Source organism: Haladaptatus sp. W1, assembly GCF_001723155.1.
Classification (GTDB): Archaea; Halobacteriota; Halobacteria; order Halobacteriales; family Haladaptataceae; genus Haladaptatus; species Haladaptatus paucihalophilus.
In genome coordinates this window covers 1-25,128 of record NZ_MEIH01000391.1, presented here as the reverse complement: position 1 = coordinate 25,128, position 25,128 = coordinate 1, and the positions used below count along the sequence as shown (strand labels likewise).

19 protein-coding genes, 1 tRNA gene and 3 pseudogenes are annotated in these 25,128 nt (G+C 64.0%); 11 read left to right on the top strand and 12 right to left on the bottom strand.

From position 1 onward, the window contains the following. The first annotated feature begins 89 nt into the window (after positions 1 to 89). Positions 90 to 1,177 (top strand): annotated as a pseudogene (locus BG842_RS24705) (aldo/keto reductase). 19 nt (positions 1,178 to 1,196) lie between these two features. Here BG842_RS24705 and BG842_RS32690 read toward each other — a convergent pair. After that, positions 1,197 to 1,364, bottom strand: coding sequence for an HVO_0758 family zinc finger protein (locus BG842_RS32690; RefSeq protein WP_303645381.1), 168 nt, complete (start codon positions 1,362 to 1,364; stop codon positions 1,197 to 1,199). Between the two features lie 1,595 nt (positions 1,365 to 2,959). On the opposite strand from BG842_RS32690, the pseudogene BG842_RS24695 reads away from it, so the two are divergent. Together BG842_RS24695 and BG842_RS24690 are read left to right on the top strand one after the other, a co-directional pair. After that, positions 2,960 to 4,101: pseudogene (locus BG842_RS24695) on the top strand (MFS transporter). A 70-nt stretch (positions 4,102 to 4,171) separates the two neighbouring features. Then, positions 4,172 to 5,278: a glycosyl transferase family 2 gene (locus tag BG842_RS24690; RefSeq protein WP_069452870.1), complete on the top strand. Its 1,107-nt coding sequence runs from the start codon at positions 4,172 to 4,174 to the stop codon at positions 5,276 to 5,278. A 684-nt stretch (positions 5,279 to 5,962) separates the two neighbouring features. Here the strand turns inward: BG842_RS24690 and BG842_RS24685 are convergent. Continuing rightward, positions 5,963 to 6,047: transfer RNA gene (locus tag BG842_RS24685), tRNA-Ser, on the bottom strand. Positions 6,048 to 6,149: 102 nt separating this feature from the next. On the opposite strand from BG842_RS24685, the gene BG842_RS24680 reads away from it, so the two are divergent. Next, the gene (locus BG842_RS24680; protein ID WP_069452869.1) at positions 6,150 to 7,100 is read left to right on the top strand and encodes a MoxR family ATPase; all 951 of its coding nucleotides are present in this window, start codon (positions 6,150 to 6,152) and stop codon (positions 7,098 to 7,100) included. A 20-nt stretch (positions 7,101 to 7,120) separates the two neighbouring features. Here BG842_RS24680 and BG842_RS24675 read toward each other — a convergent pair whose 3' ends face one another. From BG842_RS24675 to BG842_RS24660, 4 genes are read right to left on the bottom strand one after another with little or no spacing between them, the layout of a single operon-like run. Then, a complete protein-coding gene (locus BG842_RS24675) occupies positions 7,121 to 7,639 on the bottom strand; it encodes a hypothetical protein (RefSeq protein WP_254663462.1) in 519 nt (172 codons plus the stop codon). Further along, positions 7,636 to 8,910 carry a DUF58 domain-containing protein gene (locus tag BG842_RS24670; RefSeq protein WP_069452867.1) on the bottom strand — a complete coding sequence of 425 codons (1,275 nt, stop codon included), beginning with the start codon at positions 8,908 to 8,910 and terminating at the stop codon, positions 7,636 to 7,638. Before BG842_RS24670 ends, BG842_RS24675 begins: the two co-directional genes overlap by 4 nt. Continuing rightward, entirely contained in the window at positions 8,907 to 9,476 is a 570-nt protein-coding gene (locus BG842_RS24665) for a hypothetical protein (RefSeq protein ID WP_069452866.1), read from the bottom strand. Before BG842_RS24665 ends, BG842_RS24670 begins: the two co-directional genes overlap by 4 nt. Then, positions 9,473 to 10,408, bottom strand: coding sequence for a DUF4129 domain-containing protein (locus tag BG842_RS24660; protein ID WP_069452865.1), 936 nt, complete (start codon positions 10,406 to 10,408; stop codon positions 9,473 to 9,475). Before BG842_RS24660 ends, BG842_RS24665 begins: the two co-directional genes overlap by 4 nt. Before the next feature lie 108 nt (positions 10,409 to 10,516). Between BG842_RS24660 and BG842_RS30365 the strand changes: the two genes are divergently transcribed. Beyond that, on the top strand, positions 10,517 to 10,660 hold the full coding sequence (locus BG842_RS30365) for a hypothetical protein (protein WP_175424279.1): 144 nt from the start codon (positions 10,517 to 10,519) through the stop codon (positions 10,658 to 10,660). On the opposite strand, the pseudogene BG842_RS28385 reads toward BG842_RS30365, so the two are convergent. Next, positions 10,600 to 11,027, bottom strand: a pseudogene (locus BG842_RS28385) (RNA-guided endonuclease TnpB family protein); the annotation flags it as partial. The gene BG842_RS30365 and the pseudogene BG842_RS28385 sit on opposite strands and share 61 nt — an antisense overlap. Before the next feature lie 433 nt (positions 11,028 to 11,460). On the opposite strand from BG842_RS28385, the gene BG842_RS24650 reads away from it, so the two are divergent. After that, complete coding sequence (locus BG842_RS24650) at positions 11,461 to 12,750, top strand: Hvo_1808 family surface protein (protein WP_254663461.1); 1,290 nt, start codon at positions 11,461 to 11,463, stop codon at positions 12,748 to 12,750. Between the two features lie 4 nt (positions 12,751 to 12,754). On the opposite strand, the gene BG842_RS24645 is transcribed toward BG842_RS24650, so the two are convergent. Together BG842_RS24645 and BG842_RS24640 are read right to left on the bottom strand one after the other, a co-directional pair. Continuing rightward, the gene (locus tag BG842_RS24645) at positions 12,755 to 13,459 is read right to left on the bottom strand and encodes a DUF4097 family beta strand repeat-containing protein (protein WP_069452863.1); all 705 of its coding nucleotides are present in this window, start codon (positions 13,457 to 13,459) and stop codon (positions 12,755 to 12,757) included. 93 nt (positions 13,460 to 13,552) lie between these two features. Beyond that, positions 13,553 to 14,626 carry a transcription initiation factor IIB family protein gene (locus tag BG842_RS24640; protein WP_069452862.1) on the bottom strand — a complete coding sequence of 358 codons (1,074 nt, stop codon included), beginning with the start codon at positions 14,624 to 14,626 and terminating at the stop codon, positions 13,553 to 13,555. Positions 14,627 to 14,849: 223 nt separating this feature from the next. Here BG842_RS24640 and BG842_RS24635 point away from each other — a divergent pair, with 223 nt between their 5' ends. The 3 genes from BG842_RS24635 (at position 14,850) to BG842_RS24625 (ending at position 17,015) form a co-directional block, all read left to right on the top strand. Beyond that, complete coding sequence (locus BG842_RS24635) at positions 14,850 to 16,085, top strand: polysaccharide deacetylase family protein (RefSeq protein WP_069452861.1); 1,236 nt, start codon at positions 14,850 to 14,852, stop codon at positions 16,083 to 16,085. A gap of 100 nt (positions 16,086 to 16,185) precedes the next feature. After that, positions 16,186 to 16,719, top strand: a complete 534-nt coding sequence (gene msrA / locus BG842_RS24630) for a peptide-methionine (S)-S-oxide reductase MsrA (RefSeq protein ID WP_069452860.1) — start codon at positions 16,186 to 16,188, stop codon at positions 16,717 to 16,719. A 74-nt stretch (positions 16,720 to 16,793) separates the two neighbouring features. Beyond that, a complete protein-coding gene (locus BG842_RS24625; RefSeq protein ID WP_069452859.1) occupies positions 16,794 to 17,015 on the top strand; it encodes a 30S ribosomal protein S17e in 222 nt (73 codons plus the stop codon). Positions 17,016 to 17,063: 48 nt separating this feature from the next. On the opposite strand, the gene BG842_RS24620 is transcribed toward BG842_RS24625, so the two are convergent. Next, the gene (locus BG842_RS24620) at positions 17,064 to 18,260 is read right to left on the bottom strand and encodes an MFS transporter (protein ID WP_069452858.1); all 1,197 of its coding nucleotides are present in this window, start codon (positions 18,258 to 18,260) and stop codon (positions 17,064 to 17,066) included. A gap of 110 nt (positions 18,261 to 18,370) precedes the next feature. Here BG842_RS24620 and BG842_RS24615 point away from each other — a divergent pair, with 110 nt between their 5' ends. Continuing rightward, entirely contained in the window at positions 18,371 to 19,351 is a 981-nt protein-coding gene (locus tag BG842_RS24615) for a hypothetical protein (protein ID WP_069452857.1), read from the top strand. Here the strand turns inward: BG842_RS24615 and BG842_RS24610 are convergent, their stop codons facing one another. After that, on the bottom strand, positions 19,352 to 21,172 hold the full coding sequence (locus tag BG842_RS24610; protein WP_069452856.1) for a prolyl oligopeptidase family serine peptidase: 1,821 nt from the start codon (positions 21,170 to 21,172) through the stop codon (positions 19,352 to 19,354). It abuts the gene before it with no gap. A 198-nt stretch (positions 21,173 to 21,370) separates the two neighbouring features. After that, on the bottom strand, positions 21,371 to 23,518 hold the full coding sequence (gene katG / locus BG842_RS24605) for a catalase/peroxidase HPI (protein ID WP_069452855.1): 2,148 nt from the start codon (positions 23,516 to 23,518) through the stop codon (positions 21,371 to 21,373). Positions 23,519 to 23,948: 430 nt separating this feature from the next. On the opposite strand from katG, the gene BG842_RS24600 reads away from it, so the two are divergent. Further along, the coding region (locus BG842_RS24600; RefSeq protein ID WP_254663460.1) for an FAD-binding oxidoreductase at positions 23,949 to 25,128 on the top strand (1,180 nt) is incomplete at its 3' end.

Here is a 25,128-nt window from a genome sequence, read left to right as displayed (position 1 = left end):
TGCGGACGAAGGGACGATAAACCTACAGGAATCAGCGGCCGACGTGCGAATGCCACGGTCTTTTATCGCTCTCCCGACTAGCACGATGCATGGCGACCGAATCGGGAACACACGGCTATCGAACCGAACACGGAGAGGACTTCGGGCGGACGTACTTCCGGCAACTCGGCGACTTCGCCGTTTCGTCCATCGGTATCGGGACGTACCTCGGCGACCCGACCGACGCGGTGGACGAGAACTACTACGACGCGATCACGACGGCGGTCGAGGGGGTATCAACATGGTCGATACCGCCATCAACTACCGGTGTCAGCGGAGCGAGCGCGTCGTCGGGGAGGCGCTCGCCGACGCCGACGTAGACCGGGATGCCGTCTTCGTCTCGACCAAGGGAGGGTTCGTTCCCTTCGACGGCGAGCGGCCGGACGAACCGGGGAAGTACGTCAAACGCGAGTTCGTGGACACCGGCCTCGTCGATTCGGACGACCTGGTTCGCGGGAGTCACTGTCTCGCGCCGGACTACATCGACGACCAACTGGACCGGTCGCTCGACAACCTCGGACTCGACACCATCGACTGCTACTACGTCCACAACCCGGAAACACAGCTCTACTCCAACTCGCACGAGGAGGTGTACGACCGACTCGAAGCAACGTTCACCCGACTCGAAGAGCGCGCCGCCGCCGGTGACATCCGTCACTACGGCGTGGCGACGTGGAACGCCTTCCGCGTCCCGGAGGGGCACGACGACTACCTCTCGCTCCGCGAAGTCGTCTCCCGCGCTCGAAGCGCCGCGAAAGCCGCCGAGAATACGACGACCCACTTCCGCGTGATTCAACTTCCGTTCAACGTCGTCATGGCCGACGCGTTCACCGTCGAGTCACAGGACGGTCCCGACGGAAAACAGAGTGCGCTCCGCTTCGCCCACGAGGCGGGGTTGAACGTCGTCACCAGCGCGAGCATCGCGCAAGGAGACCTCGCGGCGGAGATGCCGGAGGAAGTCGCCGAACAGCTCGCCGGTGAGACGACCGCACAGCGAGCCATCAACTTCGCGCGGAGTGCGCCCGGCGTAACCAGTTCGCTCGTCGGTGCGAGCACGAGCGATCACGTTCAGGAGAACCTCGACGCGGGGCGCTTCGACCCGATGGGTGCGAACGCCTTCGATGCCGTTTTCGAGTGAGGGCGTCGAACAGTCTGACCTACAGTACTTTCCACTTACTATCGCAGCTCGGACACAAACGAACCGAGTACACCTCGTCCGGGTCGTTTCGCGTTTTTAGCGATTCTCCGCAGTCTGAACACGAGAGACGACCGTACGTGTCCTTCTCGACCTCTCCCTTTCGCAGACCGCTTCGAACTGATTGCATTGAGATAACATAATCCATGGAGTGACATATACGCACCGACGAAATCATCCTTCGTCGGGGCGAGGGGAACGATTGTGTTTATTTTTGATAAATGTTACCATTGTACATACTAAAATCAGGCCAACAAACATTTATTGCTGTTTTTCAAATTGTGTATCTTAGATGAATAGAACCCGCCGCCGCTTCCTCCAACTCTCCGGTACCGGTTTAATCGGCTTTCTCGCTGGGTGTTCCAACGACGGCACCGGAGACACGACCGAGCACACGAGTTCCCCACCTACATCGTCTGGGACGAGCGAATCGACCGCCACAACCGCTTCGACCGAGACGACGATCACGGAACGACCGTCCTCCTTCACACGAAATACGACAGTCGGAAGCGGTTCGCTTCGCCGGGAACGAGTTTCGAGACGTTCGAAGACTCTGCCCGTTGGCGGTCGTTGGAAGGCGAGATGACGCCGGATTCGAAGACGAAGTACACCGGTTCACAGAGCCTTCGATTGGTCGGTCGGGACGGTCATCACGTCATCATCGAACGCCGGCTGTCCGGGACGATGGATTTCACCGACCGCGACGTATCGGCCATGATCCGAACGACGACGCCCTCGGAAATCGGCTTCTACGTGTATCTGGTGGACACTGACGGAAACAAAGCCGCGTTGGAACTCCGGGATATCTCCTATCGACCCCCAGACATCGGCTGGTTCCGAACCTGCCCCGGCGTCTTCGAAGCCGACGAAAAACTCGACTTGCGCAACATCGACCGAATACTGCTACAGGTCACCAACGGGACGGCGGACGACGTGAAAGCGTGGGTGGACGACGTGCGATTCCATCCGAAACCCGACAAAGGGTACCTCATCCTCAGTTGGGACGACGGCAAGCGGAGCTACTACGAGAACGCCGCGCCGCTCCACGACGAATACGGTTTCCCCGCCGTGCTCACCCACCCACCGCACCTCGCGGGATTGAAACGCGACGCGTTCATGTCGCTCGAAGAGCTGAAAGAACGGGATTCGAAGGGCGACGAAGTGGTCGCACACGGGAGCGTTCAGGACCCATTCGCCCGGATTTCGTCGTCGAAACTCGACGGAATCCTCGAAACACACAAACAGTGGCTCATCGACCACGAGTTTTCGGGTGCGGACTTCATCGTCTATCCCGGAAACAACTTCGACGAGACGGCGCTCGACGTCGTTTCGAACTATCACTATATGGGCGGGATGAACCAGTCGGGGAACGTCAACACGACCGGAGTCCGGGGGTTCGACCCCCTCGTCCTCCCTCGAACCATCGGCGAAAATCTGGAGATTTCGAAGACGGTCGTCGATAACGTCGCAACGTATCGGAACTGCGGCATCCTGAACTTTCACGACTTCGAGAGCAGCAACACGATGTCCATCTCGGACTACAGGGAACTCCTCTCGCACATCGACGGAACCGCTGGCGTCGAGGTCATCACGTTCTCCGACCTCTGGGAATGCGAACGAATACCGCACCGTAAGACTCTCTTTGCCCGTTTCGGAAGGTTTGATTACCCTCTCGATAAAGAGATTCGCGTGTCCCGGGGACGTCTCTTTGCATCACTCAGCTCGATGGTCTTTCTGGTCAACTTCGCTCGTGTGATGTTCGCGCCGTTGCTCGAACCGCTCAAACACGAATTCCTCGTCAGTAACGCCACCGTCGGGCTCATCGCCACGCTCGTCTGGCTCGGGAGCGCGCTCCCCGAATTCCGACGGGATACCTCCTCACCCGAGTCGAGCGCCACCGCGCCGTTCTCGGCGCTGGCATCGTGTTGACCGCCGCCGCCGGATTCACCGCCTTTGCACCCTCCGTTCCGCTCCTCGCGGTCGGCGCGTTCACGATGGGCGTCTCCAGTGCGGTGTACTTCATCGCCGCGAACCCGCTCGTGAGCGAACTGTACCCCGACCGCGTGGGGCGGGCTATCGGCATCCACGGGACGGCGAGCCAACTCGCGGCCGCCATCGCACCCGTCTTCGTCGGCGTGATGCTGACGGTCGTCGGCTGGCGGGGCGTTCTCAAGTTGCTCGCGGCCGTCGCCGCGGCCGTGACCGTCGTCTTCTTCGTGGTCGCGCGCCGAACCGACCTCCCCGACGCGGGTGCCACCGACCGCGAGTTCGTCACCGCGTTCCGTCGCCAGTGGCCCATCATCTTGAGCGGCGTCGCCATCATCGGCGCGACCGGGTTCGTCTGGAACGGGTTGTTCAACTTCTACCCGAGCTATCTCCACCAGACGAAGGGGCTGTCGCCGGAAACCGCCCGCACCCTACTGACGGTCGTCTTCGCGGCGGGCGTCCCCGCGTTCTGGTTCACCGGGCGACTTGCCGACAGGTTGCCACACGTCCCGCTCATGTTGTCCATCCTCGGCGGCTTCATCGTCTGTCTCCTCGGACTGACGGTCGCACAGGGTCTCGCGGCCATCGTCGCCGTCTCGCTCGCCCTCGGCTACGTCATCCACAGCCTGTTCCCCGCGCTCGACACCTACCTCCTCGACTCCCTCCCGGACGAGAACCGAGCCAGCGCCTACGCGATGTACAGCGGCCTCGCCATGATCGGGCAAGCCGGGGGAAGTTCGGTCGTCGGCGCGCTGTTGGACGCCGGATACCTCTTCGATACCGTCTTCCGAACGTTCGCCGTCGGCCTGCTGGCGATTCTGGCGGTGCTGTTCGTCCTGCACCGTGCCAACCGACTTCCGGCCACGGCGGTGACGAGCTAACCCCGCGGTAAATCACACGCGTCTGCCGACTCCACGCCCTTTTTCTTTCCCCTCACCGAAGCCAACGCCAATGGAGTACGTGCAGGAGCAGGTGACGACGCTCCACGACCTGACCGGCCGGATTCCCGACGCTCCGACCGACCGCGGAGCGGTCGTCGTCCCGATGACCGACCGCGAGTTCGAGTCGCGGACGGCTGAACGCGTCCTGTCGGCGCTCGAAACGGTTTCGCCGAACCGCGTCGTCGTTCCGCTCCGCGCACCGCACGATGCGGTCGGGCCGATGTACGACTGGCTTTCGGCCTTCGACGTGCCGCTCTCCGTCCTCTGGTGTTCCAGTCCGCGCGTCGAGGCGCTGCTCGACGATCACGGTCTGACGGGACCGGCGGGCAAAGGCCGGGACGTGTGGCTGGCCCTCGGCGTCGCTGCGGCCGATTCCGAGTTCGTCGTCTGCCACGACGCGGACACGAAAACGTACGATTCGTCCGTCGTGCCGCGACTGCTCGCCCCGCTCGACCGCGACTTCTCGTTCACGAAGGGTTACTACGCCCGCGTCGAGGAGAACCGGTTCTACGGTCGGCTGTTTCGCCTGTTCTACGCGCCGCTGGTTCGAACGTTGCGCCGCGCCGACGACGGACGAATCCTCGACTACCTCGCCGCGTTTCGCTACGCGCTGGCTGGCGAGTTCGGCATGACCGCCGACCTCGCCGCGGGCATGCGCGTCGAACGCGACTGGGGCTTGGAGGTCGGCACCCTCGGCGGCGCGTTCGAACACGCCGGATTCGACGGGAGCGCACAGGTGGACCTCGGCCGCTACGAACACGACCACCGCGGCGTGGCCGGACCGGGCGGCCTCTCCACCATGAGCGAGGGCGTCGGCAGTGCCCTCTTTCGCGTCTGTGAGGCCCACGGCGTCACGCCCGAGTACGAAACGCTCCCCGAGCGCTACCGCGACACCGCGCGCCGGTTCGTCCGGCAGTACGCCGCCGACGCCGAGTTCAACCGCCTCGACTACGATTCGGCGGCCGAGCGGGAACAGGTCGAGACGTACGCCGACGCCGTTCGACCCCCGGACGACCACGACCGCTACGCCGTCCTCCCGGCGTGGGACGACACCGACATCGACCCCGGCGAAGTTCTGGAGGCCGCCCGCCCGATGCTCTCCGAACGCCGCCACTGACGGCGGCGGGATTTCTCATTTTGGACGTGAGATGCCGTGCGGGAGTGGCAAAGCTCGAAGTGAAAAACTGCCCCGGCGCGCGCTGGGACGGACCGGAGGGAACGCCGCCCGGAGGCTCGCGTCGATTTTCGAAGTTTGAGTCAACGATTGAACGGGTGATAAGGGAGGAAAAACGACGAGTATTTTCCACGAGAAACGCCGAGAGAGAGGTTTGAACCCGCCGAGACGTTCCCGCTCGCTCACGTTCGTTCTCTCCGCGGGCGTGCGACTCGCCTGCTCAAATTCCCTGACCGCTTTTTCAACCACAGAGATGGGTCTCGACGTTTGCTCACCTCCGTTCGCAACGTCTCGACTGATCACGTTGTGGTTGAAAAAACGCCGAGAGGGAGATTTGAACCACGCCCGAACGGTCCCGCTCACTCATTCGTTCGCGGGCGTGCGTCCGGTCTACTTCGAACTCCCTCGGCGTTTCTCCCACTCGCGTCGTGGCGAGCACACGCTACGCGGTGCTCGACGATTTGCTCGTGAGAGAAACGCCGAGAGGGAGATTTGAACTACCTGAAGACGCTTCCTCACTCGCTTCGCTCGTGAGACTGCCTCTTCCGTCGTTCAAATCCCTCAACCGCCATCTCCTCACACGCGACCGAGAGACGCGGCTCTCGGTCGGTTACGTTCGGAGAATGACGCCGAGAGGGAGATTTGAACTCCCGTGTCCGTGAGGACAGCAGATTTCGAATCTGCCGCCTTGGCCGGGCTAGGCTATCTCGGCTCACTTTCCAGTACCGCGTTTTCCGGTTTATGGGTTTCGATTTTCGCCACGCAAACCCAGACGACCACCACATTAAAATCGATGGCCGTTGCGTGATATTTCATGGACGTTACAGACGCGAACACCAAGGCAGATTCCGTCCTCGACGCGATAGGAACTGCCGTCATTGCCGACCGCGAATTCCTCGAAACAGTCCTCCTCGGCGTCATGGCGCAAGGCCACGTTCTCCTGGAGGACGTGCCCGGAACCGGAAAGACCCTCACCGCGCGGAGCTTCGCCTCCGCGCTCGGCCTCTCGTTTAGCCGCGTGCAGTTCACCCCTGACCTCCTCCCGGCCGACGTGACGGGGACGCACGTGTTCAACGAACAGGACCGGGAGTTCGAGTTCAACGAAGGCCCCATCTTCGCCAACGTCGTCCTCGCCGACGAAATCAACCGCGCACCGCCGAAGACGCAGGCCGCGCTCCTGGAAGCCATGGAAGAGCGACAGGTGACGGTGGACGGCGACACCCGCGAACTGCCGAAACCGTTCTTCGTCATCGCCACGCAGAACCCCGTCGAACAGGAGGGGACCTTCCCGCTCCCCGAGGCGCAGGTGGACCGCTTCGCCGTGAAGACCAGCCTCGGCTACCCGGAACTCGACGGCGAAATCGAACTCCTCCGGCGGCGTGCGGGCCGCGACAGCCAGAGCCCGTCCGTCGAAACCGTCCTCGACAACCAACTCGTCACCGACCTCCAATCGGTCCCCGAGACGGTCCGCGTCGAGGAAGACCTGCTCGAATACATGGCCGCCATCGCCCGCGGAACGCGCGACGACCGCCGCGTCGAGGTCGGCGTCTCCCCCCGCGGGACCCAGCGCCTCTTCGAGGCGGCCCGCGCCCGCGCCGCCATGCAGGGCCGCGATTTCGTCACCCCCGACGACGTGAAACGCGTCGCCTTCCCCGTGCTGGCCCACCGCGTCGTCCTCACGCCGGACGCGAAGGTGAACAACGCGCGAAAGGACGAAATCGTCGAGTCGGTGCTGGACAGCGTTCCCGTGCCGACAGTCGAGTAGAAAATAGTTTTTCTTCCGTTTCACGCCCGCAACGCCGACGTGAGCGCCAGCACCGCTATCAGCAGGAACACCAGCGCGGTCACGGGCCTGCCGCCGCTTCCGGCCAGATACATGCCGTAGCCGACGACGCCCGCCGTGATGCCGATGACCGCGCTCGACGCGGCGTGCATGACTTCGAGGGTCTGGGTGTCCGCCTCCCGGCCCAACTGCTCGCCGACGTTGATGGCCTGTTCGCCGAAGTCCCACGCGAGGACGGTCGCTATCGCGCCGGGAATCAGAAGTTCGGGGGGTGCGGCGACGAGGCTTCCCGCCAGAATCCCGAGCAGGAGGACGAAACTGCCGATGGTGACGGAGCGACGGCTTCCCCGAACGACGCCCACGGTGACGAACAGCAGGCCGAGGATGCCGCCGAGCGCGCCGACGCCGCCGAGCAGCGCGCTCGCGCCGACCGCGACGGACGCGGCGATGACGGAGAGCAGTTGACTCACCCGCGCTGGCGAGCGGTCGATGGTCCCGTCCCGCATTTCCGTTCCGCTCATCGCGCCCACCGCCTGTTCATCTTCGCCAGCGTTACGCCGAGGGGGTCGTCGGGGTTCCAGTCCACGACCCGAACACCTCCGGCGCGGAGCGACGTGATGCGCTGTGTTCGTTCCGCCCGTGCGAGTCGCTGTCCCATCGTCTCGTCCGTCGTCGGATTCGGACTGATGACGGTTACGGGGTGGCCCATGGCGTCGAGTCGCCGCGCCACCTCCGGAGCGAACCGGTCACAGAGCGGCGAGAGATACACCACCTGCGCGTCGCTCGGCAACCGCCGCCGAAGCCAGCGCAGTTTCACAGTGGAGTAAAACATCTCGTCCGGCGGCCTCTGGGCGAATGCGGCCGCGTGCGAGAGGAGGTTCCGCGCTTCGGCGCGGTGGGTTTCGCCGGTGCCGGGTGCGAGCCACGCCTCCTCCGGGCCGAGCGCCGCGATGCCGACCCTATCCCCGTTGTCGAGTAGGGCGCTGAACACGTCTCCGGCGGCGCGAATCGAGTGCTCGACCGCACTCGGGTCCTCCGTCGCAGCCGTCAGGTACGCTTGTTCCCGAACGTCAACGAGGAGCACGACGGTCGCGGTTCGCTCCTCGCGGAACTCGACGGTCGTCAGTTCGCCCGTTCGGGCCTTGCGCTTCCAGTCGATGCGCGAGAGCGGGTCGCCCGGACGGTAGTCCCGTGTGGCGAAGAATTCGACGCCCGTGCCGCCCTCCCGGGTGGTGACCTGTCCGACGTGTCGAATCGTCTGTTCGCGGAGCGGAACGTCGTCGGCCGTCGATTGGAGTCGGGGTGTGCAGGTGATGGTCGTCTCGTCTTCGAGTTCGAACTCGCGTTCGACCGCGCCGCTGAAGTCTCGGGCGATGGCCTGTGCCGGGCCGAAAACGTGGTCGCCGCGAACCGCTTCGAGGGTGTAACTGAACGTGGCCCGTTTGCCGGGGCGGAGCGCCGTCCCGATTCTGGGCGACCCCGCCGTCACGCGGAGTCCGTCCGGAACGCCGTCCACGATTCTGAGGTCCGGCGCGGTCGTCTCGCCGACGTTCTCGACCGTCACCTCCACGGTCGTTTCGTCTCCGGGTCCGAGCGCCGACTCGGCCACGGTGCGCGTCAACTCGAAGTCGGTCGACGGCGGCGTCGCGGTCCGAGCGTACGCCGCGAAGGCGACGCCGACCACGCCGACGAGGAGCGTGACCGGGCTCTCGGTGAACACGCCGACACCGGCCGCGAGCAGCGCCATGGCGCTCACGCCGTGCCACCGGTTGGTCTCGCGGACGACGTTCATCGTCCCTCCTCCACGTACCGGGCGACGGCACGGGCCGACCGCCGTGCACGGTGTTGGAACGCCGTCTCGCTGCCGAACGACTGGCGAAGCCACTCGCGCCACGACCGCCGCGGTGCGGGTTGCCCGGCGACGAACGCGGCGGCCTCGGGGTCGTTCGTCCACTCCCCCGTCTCGATGCGCGTCCGTGCGCCGTCGTCCGAACAGCCTTCGCGCTGAACGATGGCTTCGACCAGCGCGCTTTCGAGTCGTTCCCTGAGTTCCTTCCGCGACCGGAACCGTCGTTTTCGCGGTCCCGAGTGAACCGACCGAAGTCGCTCGTCGAACTCCTGCCCGGGTATCGGAAGCGTCACGTTCGTCTCTGGGTCGCCGGTGTCGGTCCCGTCGATGTCGGTATGCCGTCGGGACTGGACGACGCGAAGTCCCTGTACGAACGCGAGCAGTCCGACGAACTTCACGAACAGGTCCCGCAGCGGGAAGAGCGTCGCCAACTCGGGCGCGAAGACGACCGTCAGCCCCCATCCGACGGCGAGGACTCCGACCGCCGTAACGACCGACCGAACGTTCATTCGTCGTCCTCCGCGTACGTTCGCTCGATGCGGCGGAGCGCATCGACCGCACGCCGTTCGTGGTCGTCGCTGGCGTCCTGCCCGCCGTACCTGACCTCCTCAAAGACGCTCGTCAGTTCGGTCACGTCGTCACGGGCCATCCCCGCGTCCACGGCGGCCGCGGCGAATTCGCCCGGGGTGCTCGATTCCGGCGAGGAGACGTTCAGATACTCGGTCATCTCGCGCCACGCTCGATACACCTCGTTTTCGACGCTCGATTCGGATTCGATTCGGTCAGCCGCCTCGCCCGCCGCTCGCCCGACGGCCGCGATGTCCTCGTCGCTTTCGTCGAGGGCTTCGACCTCCGGCGTCGTCTCCTCGTCGCCGCTCGAACTCCGAACGAGGAGGGCGACGGCACCGACCAGTGCGACGCCGAGGACGAGGAACATCAGCACCGAGGGCGTCGTCACGTTCGTCGCACCGTTTCCGATGCCGCCCGTACCGCCCTTCGGGAGCGAGAAGTTGGTCCGGTTCCCGCCCATGAGTCCACCCGCTCCTTGGAAGGGTGAGGCGGTGCACGCCGTCAACAGCGCGTGTAGGAGCAGTGTCGGGATGCCGACCGGCCCGATTATTGCGAACGCGCCGAGAAATCCCGCCTTCCGGTAGGCGAGCGCCACGAGTCCCAGAAACACCGCGAAGATGAGCAGGATGACCGGTCCCGTGTTGAGGACGGGATAGCAGGGGAATTCGAGCGGTATCGCCGGGGCTCCCTCACCGGCCATGCTGGGACTCGATCCGTTCGTCTGGCCACTTCCGACGCCACCGGGACCGCCGCCCAAACCGGTCCCCGACCCGCCGTCCGTCACGGCGGAGTTCAGCGTCGCGGCGGCGAACGCGATGGCGAGGGTGCAGAGGAGGGCGATGACGATGACGCGGGCGGTATCTCGTTCCACGGTACCGAGTAGCGGGATTGATAACTTAGGGTTTCTGTCTTCTTTCCGCGACATCGGCGTCCCGGAGGATGACAAGAAATATACAAACCGAAACGAGCGGTCAACTCGATGGATGTCGAGATACACGACGACCGTCTCGCCCGACAGATGGAAGGAGAGGACTTCGTATTGGCCGTCGTCACCGCGACGATGAAGCCAGCGGCTTTGAACGTGACCGTTGAACGCGGGTGTTCGTCGCCGTGTTTGCGGTAGCCGGGCGGGTTCGCTCTCGTGTCTCCGTTGCGTCGCTTGCCGTGCCAGCCGTTGAACGCCTCAGCGAGTTCTTGAAGGACTCGCTGTGCTCAAAAATCTCCGATTTTTGGCATCACGAAAGACTTCGTCTTTCGAACGAACTTGACTGAGAATGCAGGTCAGCATAGCGTTCGAGTTTCTTGAGGTACGCGGTGAGTTCGTCGTGTTCGGGGATGTAGTCGATTTTATCCCAGACGCGACTGCATGTCCACCGTCCGACGTTCCAGAGTTTACTGGCGGCGAACCCGAGCGAATCAAGGTCGTCAGACACCTGTTGCTGGTTCCTGATGGACGCGGTGTAGGCGCGGGTGACGACCTGTTTCGACATATGTAAACTATATAGACAAACCTACTTGAAGGAATGGGTTACGCAGCATGGAATATTCAGTCGTGCCATCGAACGGTGGTTGGTGTAGGGTATTGTCGGATTTATCCCCGCCCTAAAGAGCGGGGCTTTCTCCTTGATTCTCTGTAACCGAATCGAGGAAGCCGTCCCGCCAGCGTTCACCGGGATTCGACCAAATCCGACGAAAAACGCGGCGTAACACAACGGTCAATCGTTATGCCGCGGGCGCTCGTGGCATCGGTATGCGACTCGTGGGGCTGGTCGTCGTGTTACTCGTCTGTGCCGCGCCGGTGGTCGCGATGGTGGCTCCCGGGGGAACCACGGAAATTCGAGCGCGGCCGAAACCCATCCGCCGGACCCGAGTTCCGACGTCATCGGCTGGGAGAACGGCTACTGGTACAACGAGAGCATCGACGTGAACCAGCGCGACGGATTGTCCGACGCGGAGTTGAAGGCGTACGTGGGGCGGGCGATGGCGCGCGTCGAGTTCATTCGGGACGAGGAGTTCACCCGGTCGGTGGACGTCGAGCCGCTGTCGCGGGAGGAGTATCGGAACCTCGTCCGACAGCAGGCGGCACGTTCGAACACGCCGCCACAGCGCGCGTGGGAGAATCAGGTGTGGGAGGGGCTGTTCGTCACCGGCGAGCGCGCCGATGCCGCCCGCCAGCAGACCCGACTCTATCAACAGCGCGTCGCGGGGTTCTACGTCCCGGGAGAGGACCGAATCTACGTCATTTCGCACGGCCAGCGCCGCATCGACAACGCGACGCTGGTGCACGAACTCACCCACGCGATACAGGACCAGCACGTCGACCTGTCGTCGTCGGAACTCGAATCGAAGACGATGGACGGCCGCCGCGCCGCCGACGGCCTGACGGAGGGCGAAGCGATGTACGTCGAGAAGCGATACACGAACCGGTGTGGGAAGTCGTGGCAGTGCGTCGCCAAGCCCGATGTCGGGCCGAAGCGGACGCCGTACGGCGGCGGCCCGCTTCCGTCCTACAACCTCGCCATGCAGGTCGCGCTGATTCAACCCTACTCCGACGGTCCCGCGTACGTCGCCTCGCGGTTCGATTCCGGCGGGTGGAAGGCGGTGACCGAGGAGTATCGAAACCCGCCGGAGTCGTCGAAGGCGGTCATCCACCCCGAGACGCGAACCGACGGTCCCGAACGCCTCCGCCTCGGCGAACAGGCCCGAAACGGCTGGAAGCTGTACGGCAAACGCGGCGTCAACGGGTCACAGACGGTCGGAGAGACCGGCATCTACACCATGTTCTGGTATCAGGGCCGGGCCGAAGGGAACCCCATCATCCGCTGGCGGCAGTTCCAGAACCCCGACGAAGGGAAGTTCGACCTGTTCAACTACTCCAGTACGCCGTCAGACGGCTGGGCGAACGACCGACTCTGGCCGTACCACAAGGGGGACAAACGGGGGTACGTCTGGCGAACCAAATGGGAGACATCCCGTGATGCGACCGAGTTCCGACGAGCGTACCGCGACCTGCTTCGCGGACGGAACGCGACCCGCGTCGGCCCGGACACGTGGCGCATCGAGGACGGGCCGTTCGCCGACGCCTTCCGCATCGACCGCCACGGGCGAACGGTGACCATCGTCAACGGGCCGACGGTCGGCGATTTGGACGACATTCGGCCGAATTCGAAATCGAGCACGAACCGGAAAATGCGCTTCTCGCGGATTCGGTGAGGGGTTACTCCGAGGTGGCGGAGAGCGAGATAGACCCGTTCTCGGTCTCGAACGAGAGGTCGTTCGACCCGTCGCCGAGGACGCCGGTGAACCCCGTCATCGAGAGTTCTTCCGAGGAGAAGTCGAGTCCGCTCGCGTTGAGCGACCCGTTTTTCGTCGTCGCCGAAACCGTCGCGTCGAGGTCGGACGCGAGCGCCGCGTCGATACTGCCGTTCTCGGTTCGAACGTCGGTGTCGCGCGCGATTTCGAGCAATTTCACGTCGATGCTGCCGTTCTCGGTTCGAACGGCAGCGCTGTCTCCGGCGGTGACCACAGTCGCATCGATGCGTCCGTTCGTGCTCCGTAGCTCCCCGACCGGGACGGAGTTCGGGTAGCGAATCGTCAGCGCCACGCTCACGTCGTCCGCGTTCGCGTGCACGCGCAGGCGGAGTTCGTCCGCCGTCTTCGTGTCCGAAAGGGAGACGTCATCGAGCGAGCCAGCCTCTCGGGGGTGAATTTTCATCGTCACATCGACGTCGCTGCCGTCGTGGCGACGAACGTCTATCGACCCATTTTCGTTCTCGACCGCCAGCCGCGTTCCGCTTTGTACCTGAAACGTCCGGTGCTCGGTCTTATTCGTCTGGTCCGCTGTCGAGAGTCGGGAGACGCACCCGGTGAGGGCGGCCGCGAAACCGCTCGCCAGTCCCGCCGTGAGCGTTCGCCGGTTCATAGGTGGGCAACGACTTCAGAAATACTATATTTTGGGGCGATACGAAATTCGAGGGATGCCTCTATTCGTCGCTTACTCGAAGGAAAAATCCGATTAGGCTGTCGCCTCGTCGGTACCGGCGGTCGTCGGGAGCGCATCCGTCTCGTCGGCCGCGGTCAACAGTTCGTGGTAGCGGTTGCGAATCGTGACGGTGCTCACGTCGGAGACGTCGCTCACCTCGTCTTGCGTGAGCTTCTCGTCTTCGAGCAGGGCGGCGGCGTACAGCGCCGCGGCGGCGAGGCCGACGGGCGATTTCCCGCTCGTGATACCCGTCTCTTTCGCCGTCTTGAGCAGGTCGTGGGCGCGGCGCTTGGTCGCGTGGGTGAGGTCGAGTTCGCTCTCGAAGCGCGAGAGGTACTGCTCGGGGTCGGCGGGTTTGACGCCGAGGCCGAGTTCGCGGACGATGTAGCGGTAGGTGCGCTTGAATTCCATGCCGTCGATGCGGCTGACGGTGGTCACCTCGTCCATCGTGCGGGGGACGCCGCTCTGGCGCGCCGCGGCGTACAGCGAGGCGGTTGCGACGCCCTCGATGGAGCGTCCCGGCAGGAGGTCCTCGTCGAGCGCGCGGCGGTAGATGACGCTGGCCGTCTCGCGTACGTTCTTCGGGAGGCCGAGCGCGCTGGCCATGCGGTCGATTTCGCCGAGCGCCTGTTTGAGGTTGCGCTCCTTGCTGTCGCGGGTGCGGAAGCGCTCGTCCCACGTTCGGAGGCGCTGCATCTTCTGGCGCTGGCGCGAACTCAACGACCGTCCGTAGGCGTCCTTGTCCTGCCAGCCGATGTTGCTCGACAGCCCCTTGTCGTGCATCATCTTCGTCGTCGGCATCCCGACGCGGGATTTCGAATCGCGTTCGCTGGCGTCGAAGGCGCGCCACTCGGGGCCGTGGTCGATGCCGTCGGCTTCGACGACGAGGCCGCACTGGCTACAGACGGTTTCGGCGTGTTCCGAGTCGGTGACGAGGGTGCCACCGCATTCGGGACAGCGGTGGTCCGCCCGCTCGTCTTCGTGCTCGTGCTCCGTCGCCCGTTCGTCCTCGTGTTCGTTCGTCCGTGCCCGTCGCTTTCGCGTCCGCGGTTGGTTCGAGTGCGCTGCGGTCCGCTCGTCGGTCTGCTGGATTTTCGTGCTCGTCATGATGGAATGAGTCGGAACTGACCCTCGGGAGAAACCGGTGGCAAGGGCGTCCCACTAACTATAGGTAAGTGCGAAATACATATAAAGCTATCGCTTGAATTGGCAAGCCTTCGGATAGGGTCCCAAGTAAACGTACTAAATTCAGTATTCTATAGTAACAAAAACCGCATCTCATTAAACTGCTCATAAGAATATATACGGGGTCTCATTTGGCAGGATAGAGATGACGCGACAGACGCGACAGACGCGACGGACGTTTCTGGCGACCGCCGGTGCGGTCGGATTTGCAGGCTGTTCCTCGATTGCAGGCAAGGCACCGCTACCGACAGACGAGAACCAGCGGAAGACGCGGCAGGGGGGTGCGTCGAGCGTGCCGGTTCCCCACGATTTCGAAACGCTCGACGAGTGGCAGGCGGTTCCGCGGCAGGGGACGCTCTCGAAAGCCACCGACGACCCGTATCAGGGGTCACAGTGCGCGCGCGTGACCGGCAGCGACGAGACGAAGGAAGGGCACATCGTGCGGTCGCTTTCGGGTGCCGACCTCCGCGGGACCAACCTCTCGGTGGCCGTCAAGGTCACCAGCCACGATTTCGCCAAAATCGCGGTCCAACTGCACGCTCCGGACGGACGCAACGTCCTCCGTCTGAAACGAACCCTCGTCGGACCGAAAGACCGCTGGGTGCGGCTCAACCTCGGCGTCACCGCCGCGACCGGGAGCCCGGACCTCGCTTCCGTGTCGGACCTCCGCATCGTCGGACGGCCGGTGGACACCAACGCGTCCGCTCCCATCGAGTTCCTCGTCGACGACCTTCGGACCGTTTCTCGCCCGAAGACGGGCGCGGTGATGTTCACCTTCGATGACAGCCACACGACCCACTACCGCGCGTTCGAACTGATGCAAAAGTACGACTTCGCGGGCGTCGAAGCCGTCATCCCCGAGAGCATCGGGCACGACGACCGCCTGACCGAGGACCAACTCTCGGAGATGGCCGACGGCGGCTGGGACATCTCCGCACACCCCGACGTGCAGGCCCGCTACTTCCCCGACTACTCCCCCGAAGAGCAGGAGGACCTCCTGAAGGGCACACAGGAGTACCTGCAGTCCCGCGGCTTCGAGGACGGCGCGCGCCACCTCCTCGTCCCGAAAAACGAGGTCGGTCCGAACACCTTCGACCTCGCCCGGAAGTACTACGACACGGTGTTCAGCTTCGGCGCGTCGCCCAACGCCATGCCGTTCGAAAACGAGGACGCCATCGTCTCGCGGGTAAACGGCAAGAACCTCGACGTGACGAAGCGGTACGTGGACAACGCCGCCGAGTACGGGCAACTCGTCGTCCCGCTCTTTCACGAAGTCGGGACGGACGGGGAAATCAGCGAGGCCGACTTCGAATCGCTCCTGCAGTACGTCGAGAAGCAGGACGTGAACGTCATCACCGCCTCCCAACTCATCGACGGCTGACGTCGGTTCGTTCATTTCGTTCAAACGCCGGAACGAGGCGATAGCTGAAACGTTGACCGCCACCGCAGGGTCTTAACGCTTCGCGGTCCAACCTCCACCCATGACCGAGACGGCCACACTCGCGGGCGGATGTTTCTGGTGTCTGGAAGCGGCGTACAAGGAACTCGACGGCGTGCAGTCCGTCACGTCGGGCTACGCCGGTGGGTCGGTCGAGAACCCGACCTACGAAGCGGTCTGCTCCGGCGAGACGGGTCACGCCGAAGTCGTCCAGTTGGAGTACGACCCCGAGACGGTCGGCTACGACGAACTCCTGCAGGTGTTCTTCACCATCCACGACCCGACGACGCTCAACCGGCAAGGCCCCGACGTGGGCACGCAGTATCGCTCCGCGATATTCTACCACGACGACGACCAGAAGGAGGTCGCCGAGGCGTACATCGACGGCCTCGAATCGGAGGGCGCGTTCGAGGACCCCATCGTCACCGACGTCGAACCGCTCTCGGAGTTCTACGAGGCCGAGGGCTATCATCAGGACTACTACGAGAAGAACCCCAACGACGCCTACTGCACGATGAACGCCCAGCCGAAAATCCGCAAAGTGCGCGAGAAGTTCGTCGGGAAGGCGAACCAGTAGGTCGGAATCGTCTTCGTTTCACTGTGTTGAGGGATGCCCCAACTGTTTTGCCGGAGTGGGTTGACGACGTGCCAATGCCCGTTCAACCAGATTACGTGAAGAAGGTGGGTGGAATCCTCTTGGAGCGATACCCGGAAGCGTTCACGGACGATTTCGACCGGAACAAGGAGAGCGTGAGCGTCTTGACGAACGTCGATTCGAAGAGCGTTCGGAACCGCATCGCGGGGTACATCACGAGACGCGGCGGGGAACCGCCGCGAACGGTCGAACGAGAACCGTCGAGCACCGCCGAGTGAGAACCGTCGCGAACGGTCGAGCGAATTTTCGGGGGCGCGTCGTCCGAATCACGAGCCGCTGGCCGTTTCGGTTCCGGTTCCGACGGGCGATTCCCAGAGGGTGACCGAGACGAGTCCGACGAGGACGACCGCGCCCACGGCGGCCACCGTGACCAGCGGCGAGTACGCGTCGGCGACAAGACCGCCGAGGAGGACGAGAGGGAGCCTGATTACCGCGTAGGCCATCGACGCGGCGGAGAGGACTGTCGCCCGGCCGACCGACTCCGAGTGGTCGTTGATGTACTGGTTGACCAGCGGCCGGAGCAGCGTGTTCGATCCGGTTCGTGCGACAAACATCGGGAGGGCGAGGAGGGGCGCGAACACCGGCAGGACGAACGAGACGCAGAGAACCACCGGGACGAACACGGTGGTCGTTCGGAGGCCGACGACCTCCTCTATCGTCCCGGCGTAGTAGCTCACCCCGGCGGAGACGAGCGTGAACCCGGCGTACAGCGGTCCCATGAGTTCGACGGGAAGTCCGAGCGGTCCCGTGGCGATGGGTTGGATGTAACTCTCGACGGCACCGGTCGCGGCGAAAAACAGCGCCACGTAGGTTACGAACGACCGGAGCGGCGGTTTCGAGAGGTGACGGCGGATGACGCGAACCGCGTCGAGCGGCGACAGAACGTCCCTGTCGTCGCCCTCGGCGTACGCCCGGTTTCGCGGGAGGGTCAACAGCACGACCACGCCAGCACCGTTCAGCACGCCGGATGCGAGAAACGGCAGTCGGGGGTCGAGTTCGTACAGCACGCCACCGGCGAGGACCGTGACGACCGTCACCGCTCGGTTGACGGCCATGCCCCGACCGCGAACGCGGGCGAACCGGTCCGTGTCGAGTTCCGCGCGGAGGTGGTCGTAGAGCCACGCGTCGCCGCTCCCGGAGCGGAAGACGAGCGCGAGCGTCCACAGGACGTACAAAAGGGCGAGCGCGAGGAAGGAGCGAGCGACGACGAACCCGAGGATGGAGAGCGTCATGCAGACCGAACTGACGACGAGGCTGTCCCGGCGGCCGATGCGGTCGCCGACGTAGCCCGTCGGAATCTCGCCGAGAACGGTCAGCGTCGAGTAGAGCGCGCTGAGGAGCGCGATTTGCGTGTAATCGAGGTTTCGGTAGAGGAGAAAGAGGGTGAATATCGGCGAGAAGAACCCGAACGAGACGGTCGCTTGGTAGCAGTAGTACTTGTAGATGGCCGACGAGCGCGACATCGAGTCGACGTTCGAACGGTCGATAGTAAACGGTTTCCTGAAATCCGTTCCTGTAGAATATATTTCACTTGATCCATAGCTTCAGGCGGCTGGAGTCCGTTATTCCCGGTATGCGACTGTACGCCGCGATGCGAAACGGGCTGTTCGTCACCGACGGAGCGGGAACGGCCGCGGTTCGGCTGTCGGACCACGACTTGGAGTGTGTCGCCGCGACGGGTGAACGGGTCTTCTGTGGCACGTTCGACGCCGGTCTCTTCCGGAGCGAGGACGGCGGCGAGTCGTTCCAGTCGGTCGGTGAGGAGACCATCCGCGAGTCGGTGATGTCGCTCGCCATCGACCCCACCGACCCGGACACCGTGTGGGTCGGCACGGAACCGAGCGCCGTCTACCGAAGCACGGACGGCGGCGACTCGTGGGAGCGCCGCGAGGGGCTGACGGACCTGCCGTCGGAACCGAACTGGTCGTTCCCGCCCCGTCCGCACACCCATCACGTCCGGTGGATAGAACCCGACCCGTACGACCCGAACCACCTCTACGTTGGTATCGAGGCGGGGGCGCTCGTCCAAACCTACGACGCGGGCGAGACGTGGGAGGACAAGGTACCGACCGCTCGCGTGGACAACCACTCGCTCGCCACCCATCCCGACGCGCCGGGGAAGGTCTGGTCCGCCGCGGGGGACGGCTACGCCGAATCGGAGAACGGCGGCGAGACATGGGAGTACCCGCAGGAGGGACTCGACCGCCGGTACTGCTGGAGCGTCGCGCTCGCGCCGGACGACCCGAATACCGTCCTCCTCTCCAGCGCGACGGGGCCGCGAACCGCCCACAACGTCGATTCTGCGGACTCCATCGTCTCCCGGAAGCGGGACGGCGAACCGTGGGAGCAGTTGGACGGCCTCCCGACCGGCGAGGGCGTCACCCGAGCCGTCTTCGAATCGGGCACCGCCGACGGGGAGTTGTACGCCGTCAACAACCGCGGCCTCTTCCGAACCGAGGACGCCGGGACGACGTGGCGAGAAGTGGTCGCGGAGTGGCCGACCGAATTCGAACGGACGACGGCACGCGGATTGGCGGTCGTGGACGACCGCTGATTACGATACGCAGTTCGTCGCCACCCGCCGGTCGAGGAAGTCGGCGACGAGTTCCATCGAGCGAATCTTCTGCTCGATGTCGTTCGTGCCGTGCCCCTCCTCGCCGAGTTCCTCGTACTCGAAGTCGCCGTCCTCGCCCTCCTCGAATCCGGCTTCGTCCAGCGCATCGCGGAACAGTCTGGCCTGCGAAACCGGCACCCGGTGGTCGTTGACGCCGTGGACCATCAGGAGCGGCGAATCGAGGTTTTCGGTGTACTCGATGGGGCTTCGCTCGCGGTACAGGTCGTGGTTCTCGTCGGGGTCGCCCATGTACTTCTCCATCAGGCCGGTCTGGAAGTGCGGCATCGTGTTCTCGTACATGTCGTGGAGGTCGGTGACGCCGACCCACGCGATGCCCGCGGTGTACAGTTCCGGGTATCGAACCATCTGCCAGTAGGCGCTGTAGCCGCCGTAGGAGCCGCCGTACACGACGATTTCGTCCTCGTCTATCCAGTCCTTGTCGCGGAGCCAACGGACGCCCTCGGCGACGTCCGCCTGTTCGGCACCGCCCCAGTCGCCGATGAGACTGTCCTTGAACTCGCGTCCGCGGCCCGTCGACCCACGATAGTTGATTTCCAGCACGGTGTAGCCCCGGCTCAGGAAGAACTGGGTCCGTCGTTTGAAGTTCCGCTGGTCCTGTACCGGCGGGCCGCCGTGGACTTTCACGACCGCCTTGGACGGGCGTTCGCCGGAATCGTACAACAGGCCGCCGATGTCGGTGCCGTCGTGCGACTCGAACGTGATGTACTCCGCGTCGACGAACGACTCGGGGTCGATGTCGCCGTAAACCGGTTCGAGAAGCGTTTCGGTCTCGCCCGTTTCGAGGTCGTAGACGAGCAGCGCGGGCCGCTGTGTCGGCGTCGTCCCTTCGACGAGCACGCGACCGTCGCCGAGGAATGCGAAGTCGCTGTACAGCGGGAACGACGCGACGCCCGTGGAGAGATCGAGTTCCGTCGCGGTCCCGTCGAAGTCGTACACCAACGGAACGACGGCGGCGTCACGCTTTCGGAGCGCGAGGAAGCCGCTTCCGTCCGGGAGGAACGCGACGCCGTCCTCGACGTACTCGCCGTCGCCGAACCACTCGACGGATTCGGATTCGAAATCGTAGACGCCGCTTCGAGTCTTGTCCGCCGCGTTATCCGAGACGAGCAGTTTCGTTCCGTCCGCCGACCAGTCCTCGAAGTGCGTTTCGCTCCCGTCGATGCCGAGTTCGAGATTCCGGGGGTTCGACCCGTCGGCGTCGGCCACGTACACGTCCATGTTGGTCAAATCGTCCGACTCGTTGGTCATGTAGACCATCCGGTCCCCATCGGGACCGTACGACGCGTGGAAGACACCCAACTCGTACTCCGCGAGTTGCTCGCTCGTTTCCGTCTCGCGGTCGTAGCGGTAGAGGTTCATCTGTCCGTCGGTGCTGCTCACGTAGAGCAGTTTTCCGTCGTCGATATCGGTGAGGATACACTGCCCGGAGTCCTCGACGACCGGCGCGGCGTTCCCGTCGAGGTCTATCTCCCAGATGTCGTGTTGCTCGTCGCCCGCGTCGTCCAGATGGTAGTAGATGCGCTCGCCGTCCGGTGCCCACCCGAACGGCTGGCTCACGTTCCGCGGCACCTCGCCGTCGCTCACCTGCCGCATTTCGCCCGTTTCCACGTCGATAACGTGGAGTTCGTTGCGGCCGGTGCTGTCGTAGTAGACGGCGACCCGTTCGCCGTCGGGTGACGCCGCCGGATGGCTGAACTCCGGAAGGCGTGCGAGGGATTCGAGGGAAAAATTTCCTGTCATCGAATGACAATATACTCGGTCAGAGTATCAACCTTTCCAGAACGGCGCTTCAGTATTATATCTTATATTTTCGGCGCTACAATCGCGGAAGCGGCGACCGTGCTGCAACGAGCGCTCGAACCATCGCACGAAAAAATCAGGTGCCGACGCCATCGAAACGCGGGACGCGGCTACCGAATCGGTGACTCTCGACTGCGGTTATTCGAGGTCGAAGCGGTCGAGCTTCATCACTTTGTCCCACGTGTCAACGAAGTCCTGGACGAACTTCTCCTCGCCGTCGTCCGCTCCGTAGACTTCCGAGACCGCGCGTAGTCGGGAGTTCGATCCGAAGATGAGGTCGAAGCGGGTCGCTTCCCACTCGACGTCACCCGTCTCGCGGTCGCGGAGCTCGAAGACCTGCTCGTCGTCGGAGACCGGCACCCACTCGTGGTCCATGCCGAGCAGGTTCTCGAAGAAGTCGTTGGTCAGCGTCTCCGGTTCGTCGGTGAAGACGCCGAGGTCGCTGTCCTCGTAGTTCGCGCCCAGCGTGCGCATGCCGCCGACCAGCACCGTCATCTCGGGCACGGTCAGGCTCAGTAGCTCGGCCTTGTCTATCAGTTCCTCCTCCACCGGACGGTCGAGGTCGTCCCCGAGGTAGTTGCGGAATCCGTCCGCGTCCGGTTCGAGCACTTCGAAGGAGTCGACGTCGGTCTGCTCCTGCGTGGCGTCCGTCCGGCCCGGTTCGAACGGAATCTCCACATCGTAGCCGGCATCCGCGGCCGCCTCCTCGACGGCCGCGTTACCCCCCAGCACTATCAGGTCGGCGAGCGACACCCTCGTGTCGTCGGAGCGCGAACTGTTGAAGTCCTCCTGAATTCCCTCCAAGGTCGTCAGCACGCTCTCCAACTCGTCCGGCTCGTTGACCTCCCAGCTCTTCTGCGGTTCGAGACCGATGCGGGCCCCGTTCGCGCCGCCGCGCTTGTCGCTGTGGCGGAACGTCGACGCGGACGCCCAGGCGGTCTTGACCAGCTGAGTGACGGAGAGATCGGAGTCGAGAATCTCTTGCTTGAGTTCGGCGATTTCGTCCTCCCCTATCAGGTCGTAGTCGGCGTCGGGAACGGGGTCCTGCCAGACCATCGTCTCGTCCGGAACCTCGGGACCGAGGAACCGCTCCGGCGGGCCCATGTCGCGGTGGATGAGTTTGTACCACGCCTTTGCGAAGGACTCCTGGAACTCGTCCGGGTTGTTCTGGAAGCGCTCCAGAACATCCCGGTAGTCCGGGTCCTTCTTGAGCGCGATGTCGGTCGTGAGCATCATCGGGTCGACCGACTCGTCGGGCTTGTGGGCGTCCGGCACGGTATCCTGTGCCTCCTCATCGACCGGCCGCCACTGCCACGCGCCGCCGGGACCCTTGTGGGCCTCCCACTCGTAGTCGAGCAGGTTGTTGATGTAGCCCATGTCCCACTTGGTCGGGGCGCTGGTCCACGGTCCCTCGATGCCGCTGGTGATGGTGTCGGGACCCTTGCCCTCACCGAACTCGTTCTCCCAGCCGAGGCCCTGCTCCTCGATGGGTGCGGCCTCGGGTTCGGGACCGAGGTTGTCGCCGGAGTCGGCACCGTGAACCTTCCCGAAGGTGTGCCCGCCAGCGATGAGCGCGACCGTCTCCTCGTCGTTCATCGCCATGTGGCTGAAGGTGTCGCGGATGTTCGTCGCCGACCCTTCGAGGTCCGGTTCGCCGTTCGGACCCTCCGGGTTCACGTAGATGAGGCCCATCACGGTGTTCCCGAGCGGGTTCTCGAGGTGACCTTCCTCGTCGAATCGGTCGGAGGACGTCTTCTCCCACTCGGTTTCGGGACCCCAGTTGACCGCATCGTCGGGCTCGTAGTCGTCCTCTCGGCCGCCGGCGAAGCCGAAGGTCTCGAAGCCCATCGATTCGAGGGCGACGTTCCCGGCGAGGACGATCAGGTCGCCCCACGAGAGCTTGCGGCCGTACTTCTGTTTGACCGGCCAGAGAAGACGGCGAGCCTTGTCGAGGTTGACGTTGTCCGGCCAGCTGTTGATCGGCGGAAGGCGCTGCCGTCCGCCGGACGCGCCGCCGCGGCCGTCCTTGGTGCGGTACGTCCCGGCGCTGTGCCACGCCATCCGAATGAACAGCGGCCCGTAGTGCCCGTAGTCGGCAGGCCACCAGTCCTGCGAGGACGTCATCACTTCTTCGATATCTGCCTTCACGGCGTCGAGGTCGAGCGACTCGAACGCCTCGGCGTAATCGAACTCCTCGTCCATCGGGCCGACGTCCCGTGCGTTCTGGTCGAGGAGCTCTACCTTCAGGTGCTCCGGCCACCAGTCGTGGTCGTCACCGAGCGTCATCGGGAGACCTCCTGCGTCTCCTCGCGGTCGAACGCCTCGACGTTCTCCTGCTCGTAATCGGGTTCTGCCATGCCGTGTTTGGGTGTATCCTCGGACATTAACAGGATCTCCTGTACGTAGAATATAAGAGGTATTGTTTATAAATTTGCCGCTTATGTTTCCTATTCTCTGTCTTCACTTCTAAATATGGTCGCACTAGTTCTCTAACCGAGAATAATTTTTCTCGATTTAGAAAATACGTTCGGAGAAACCACGATACGATGCCATCGAACGGACGGCTTTTCGATGGGTCGTTCGAACGAGCGTTCGTTTCCTGTCTTCTATAATTTTTCCGCCGTATATCGTGGCAGACGCCACGCGATACATCACTTTGGTTGTCGGATGCTAACATACGTTTGGGGCGGTGGAGATGGGGACGAAAACACACCAAATGAGCGAGGACGGAACGATAGACGAGCGGTTCCGGGGGCGAATTTCACGCCCCGGTGATGCGAGATACGAGGAGGACCGAATCGTCTGGAACGGAATGCGGGACGCACACCCCGACATCATCGCGCGGTGTTCCGGCGTCGGAGACGTAAAGGAGGCCGTCGAGTTCGCCCGCGAGGCTGACATCCCGGTCGCGGTACGCGGTGGCGGGCACAACGTCGCCGGAACCGCCGTCCGCGACGGTGGCCTCGTCATCGACCTCTCGGAGATGCGGTCCGTCACGGTGGACCCCGAATCCCGCCGCGTCAGGGCACAGGGCGGCGCGACGTGGGCCGACGTGGATTGGGAGACGCAGGCCTTCGGACTCGTCGCGCCGGGCGGCGTCGTCTCGGAGACGGGAATCGCCGGACTCACGCTCGGCGGCGGATACGGATGGACGCGACGGAAGTTGGGACTCACCTGTGATTCCCTCGTTTCGGCCGACGTGATAACCGGCGAGGGGGAGTTCGTCCACGCGAGCGAGGACGAGCACGAAGACCTCCTTTGGGCGCTCCGCGGCGGCGGGGGCGGCGTCGGCGTCGTCACGTCCTTCGAGTACGAGTGTCTCCGACTCGGCCCGGAGGTGTTCTTCCTCGGCGCGCTCTACCCGCTCGACGACGGCGAGGCGGTGCTCTCGGCGTGGCGCGAGTTCATGACCGACGCGCCGGACGAGATAACGGTCGATGCGCTCATCTGGAGCGTTCCGCCGGACCCGATGTTTCCGGAGGAACTTCACGGCACGCCGTTCATCGGCGTGGTCGGGATGTACGCCGGACCGCCGGAGAAGGGGCCAGAGGCGATGCAGCCCCTCCGGGAAATCGGAACGCCGCTCCTCGACTTGAGCGGACCGATGCCCTACCTGCAGGTACAGTCGATGCTCGACGCGGCGTTCCCGGACGGCGACCGCTACTACTGGAAATCGCACTACCTCGCCGCGTTCGGCGGCGACGAAACCGAGACGATTCTCGACTTCGCGCGGCGGCGACCGTCGCCACGGACCCTCGTCCCGATTCGGTCGCTCGGAGGGGAGATAGCCCGCGTCGGAAGCGACGAAACCGCCTTCGGCGACCGGAGCGCCGCGGCGTTGCTCAGCATCACGGTTGCGTTCGTCTACAGCATCGCGGCGTTTCTGTTCCTCCCAG